This window comes from Protofrankia sp. CiP1_Cm_nod3 (genome assembly GCF_982290655.1).
In genome coordinates this window covers 35,464-39,518 of record NZ_CEVIVD010000024.1, presented here as the reverse complement: position 1 = coordinate 39,518, position 4,055 = coordinate 35,464, and the positions used below count along the sequence as shown (strand labels likewise).

The following is a 4,055-nucleotide window of genomic DNA, read 5'->3' as shown; positions in this document are numbered from 1 at the left end:
CGTTGCCCCTGGTGCTGGCGCTGTCTCTGGCGCTGGCGGTCCGTCCGGTCCGGGAAGCGGTCCCGGCGCCAAGGGCGAGATCGTCGAGGTGGTGCGCGGCCGTCGGTTCCGGCTCGGCCCGGGGGTGTTCTGGCAGGTGCACCCCGGCGCGCCCGAGACGCTGGTGGACGCGGTGCTCACCGGCCTGGCGCCCCGCGCGGGGGAGCGAGCGCTCGACCTGTACGCCGGCGCGGGCCTGTTCGCCGCCGCGCTCGCGGAGGCCGTCGGCCCGGATGGCACGGTCGTGGCGATGGAGTCGGATCCGGCGGCGGTGGCGTCGGCCGCGCGCAGCCTCACCGGCCTGCCGCAGGTGTCGCTGCGCGGCGTCCGGGTCTCACCGGGCTCCCTGCGCGGGCTGGCCGGCGCCGGCGCCGACATCGCGGTCCTCGACCCGCCCCGGGCGGGTGCCGGCCGGGCCGTGATGCGGGCGCTGCTGGCCCTGAGGCCGCGGGCTGTTGCGTACGTGTCCTGCGATCCGGCGTCCCTCGCACGCGATCTTGCCGTGGCGGTTGCGCAGGGCTATTCGCTCGTCACGTTGCGGGCGTTCGATCTCTTCCCGATGACCGCCCACGTGGAGTGCGTGGCGATCCTGGCCGCTCCGGGCGGTGGAAGCCGGCAAGGGAGGCGTCTGGGATGACGGTGGGCGAACACGGCGGTGACGTACCCGTCAACACGGTGACACGCCGGGGAAAAACAGGGCGTGCACGCTCCGGCGTAGCCGCGGAACAGGGCAAACCACGCATCGTAGGCGCCGGCTGCCCTGGTTGGGGCCCGTTTGGAACGTGCTCACATGTCCGCTCCGTGACCGTGAATGATCCCCTGACCTGCGTAGACTGAGCGCGTCCGGGGCCGGATCCCCTCACAAAGGGGGGAGGGAGTGCACGGAGAGGAAGTGCCGGTGTCGCTTCTGTCGACCGTCCGCAATCCGCACGATCTGAAAAAACTCGCAGCCGAGGATCTTCCCGCTCTGGCGGCGGAGATCCGTGACTTTCTCATCCACGCGGTGGCTCGCACCGGCGGTCATCTCGGGCCCAACCTCGGGGCCGTCGAGCTGACGCTGGCCATCCACCGGGTGTTCGACTCGCCGCACGACCGGATCCTGTGGGACACCGGTCACCAGTCGTACGTCCACAAGATCCTTACAGGTCGCGCGGACGACTTCGTGAACCTGCGCCAGCGCGGTGGCCTGTCCGGGTACCCGAGCCAGGCGGAGTCGCCGCACGACATCATCGAGAACTCCCACGCGTCCACGGCGCTGTCCTACGCCGACGGGCTGGCGCGGGCGTACGCGCTGCGCGGGGAGTCCCGCTCGGTCGTGGCGGTCGTCGGTGACGGCGCCCTGACCGGCGGCATGTGCTGGGAGGCGATGAACAACATCGCCGCCGCCGACCGTCCGGTGATCATTGTTGTCAACGACAACGGGCGCTCCTACGCGCCGACGATCGGCGGGCTGGCCGACCACCTGGCCTCGCTGCGGCTCGCTCCCGAGTACGAGCAGGTCCTCGACGTCGTCAAGCAGGTCCTCGGGCGCACCCCGCTGGTCGGCCCGCCGCTGTACGACGCCCTGCACGGCATCAAGCGGGGCATCAAGGACGTCGTCCAGCCGCAGGGCATGTTCGAGGACCTCGGCCTGAAGTACGTCGGGCCGGTGGACGGGCACGACGTCCACGCGCTGGAGACCGCGCTGCGGCGCGCCCGCGACTTCGGCGGGCCCGTCATCGTCCACTGCGTCACCCGCAAGGGCTTCGGCTACCCGGCCGCCGAGCAGGACGACGCCGACTGCTTCCACGCCGTCGGGGTGATCGACCCGAGCACCGGCAAGCCCACCGCGGCCGGCGGTGGCACCAGCTGGACGAGCGTCTTCGCGGACGAGATCGTCCAGATCGGCCACGAGCGGCCGGACGTGGTCACGCTCACCGCCGCCATGCTGCAGCCGGTCGGCCTGAAGAAGTTCGCCGCCACCTTCCCGGACCGGGTGTTCGACGTGGGCATCGCCGAGCAGCACGCGGTGACCTCGGCCGCGGGCCTGGCCCTCGGCGGCATCAAGCCGGTGGTGTGCGTCTACGCGACGTTCCTCAACCGGGCGTTCGACCAGGTGCTGATGGACGTCGCCCTGCACCGGCTGCCGGTGACCTTCGTGCTGGACCGCGCCGGTGTCACCGGCGAGGACGGGCCGTCCCACAACGGCATGTGGGACATGTCCTTCCTCCAGCTCGTGCCCGGGCTGGCGCTGGCCGCGCCACGGGACGCGTCCACGCTGCGCGCCCAGCTGCGGGAGGCGGTGGCGATCACCGACGGGCCGTCGGTGGTGCGGTTCTCCAAGGGCAAGATCAACGCTGACATCCCCGCGATCGACCGGGTCGGGACGGTCGACGTCCTCTACCGCTCGCCGGAGGTCACCCCGACCCGGGACGTGCTGCTGGTGGCCGTCGGCGCGATGGCGGCGACCTGCCTGCAGGTCGCCGAACGGGTCGCCAGCCACGGCATCGGGATCACCGTCGTCGACCCGCGGTGGGTCAAGCCACTCGCCCCGGAGCTCGTCGACCTGGCCCGGGCACACTCGCTGGTGGTCACGGTCGAGGACAACGGCCGGGTCGGCGGGGTCGGCTCGACGCTCGCGCAGCTGCTGCGCGACGCCGACGTGGACGTCCCGCTGCGGGACTTCGGTATCCCGCAGACCTTCCTCGACCAGGGCAAGCGTGACCAGGTCATGGCCGACATCGGCCTGTCCGCCCAGGAGCTCGCCCGCCGGATCGTCGAGATGGTCGCCGGCCGCACACCGGTTCTCGAAGGCGAGACCGAGGAAGCCGAGAAGGAAACCTCCGCCGGCCAGCGCTGACCCGGTCAACGGAATCCGTAGGTGGAAACCGCTGTCATGACGACGGTTTCCACCTACAACAGCGGAATCCGTAGGTGGAAAGTGCTGTCGTGGCAACAGTTTCCACCTACAGCCTCGGCTGAGTCCGATGTGTCGGCGGCCCGGAGCCGGCGGCGGCCCGGTGGTGGCGCGATCATGCTTCTTCCGTGCCGCCGGAAGGTGCGGGGCGCCAGGGCTCTAGGCTGGGACGATGCGGTGGATGCGGCCTGCTGACGTCCGTGGCCGTCGGACGGCGGGCCGCCATCCCACGGAGCAGGGCCCCAGCCCGGGAGCCGGTCCGTCAGCCGGAGCCGGGCCCCCAGCCGGAGCCGGGCCCCCAGCCGGAGCCAGGGCATCCCGCGGAGCCGCGCCGTCCCACCGAGGTGGGACAGTTCTCGGGGGCCGGTCGGGGGCGGGACGCGCGTCGGTGGCTGGTGCGGGTGGCGTTGCTGGTCGCGGCGGGCCTGCTTGTCGTCGCTCTGGTCAGCCAGTGGAACGCCGTCCGCGCGTCGTTCAGTGAGCTGACCGCGTTCGGGGTGGCCGCCTCGGGAGCCGTCACGGTGCTGGCGGTCGGGACGACTGTGCTGTCGTGGCGGGCGCTGCTGGCGTCGCTCGGCGTGGCGTTGCCACTGCGGGCCGCGTTGCGGATCTTCTTCGTCGGGCAGGTCGGCAAGTACGTCCCCGGCAGCGTGTGGCCGGTGCTGGCCCAGATGGAGCTGTCCCGGGACCACGGGGTGCCCCGGCCGAAGGCCGCGTCCGCCAGCCTGATCGTGCTGGCGCTGGCGGTCCCCTGCGGCGGGGTGGCCGCCGCGGTGACCCTGCCGTTCGTGTCGGCGGGCGCGCTGCGGCACTACGGGCTGGTGCTGCTGGCCGTCCCGGTGTTCGCGGCCGTGCTGTATCCGCCGGCGCTCTCGGCGTTGCTGACGTTCGCGTTCCGGCTGCTGCGCCGCCCACCGTTGGAACAGCAGCCCAGCGGACGCCATGTGCTGGCCGCCGCCGGCTGGCTGCTGGCGGGCTTCGTGCTCTTCGGCGTGGCGACCTGGCTGCTCGCCCGCGACCTCACGCCGTCGGTGCACGGCGTGCGCCTGCTGCTGCTGTCGGTGGGCGGCTACTCCTTCGCCTGGACGGCCGGTTTTCTCGTGCTGGTGCTGCCGGCCGG

At 72.3% G+C, this 4,055-nt stretch carries 3 protein-coding genes; all 3 read left to right on the top strand.

Annotated features, from left to right (window positions below):
• Positions 1–676, top strand: a 676-nt coding sequence (locus tag AC5LUJ_RS07520; protein WP_493464691.1) for a class I SAM-dependent RNA methyltransferase, incomplete at its 5' end; no start/stop codon positions are given.
• Positions 677–937: 261 nt separating this feature from the next.
• Positions 938–2,878 (top strand): 1-deoxy-D-xylulose-5-phosphate synthase, encoded by a 1,941-nt coding sequence (gene dxs / locus AC5LUJ_RS07515; protein ID WP_250284903.1) that lies wholly within the window; start codon positions 938–940, stop codon positions 2,876–2,878.
• A 458-nt stretch (positions 2,879–3,336) separates the two neighbouring features.
• Positions 3,337–4,055, top strand: a 719-nt coding sequence (locus AC5LUJ_RS07510) for a lysylphosphatidylglycerol synthase domain-containing protein (protein ID WP_493464696.1), incomplete at its 3' end; no start/stop codon positions are given.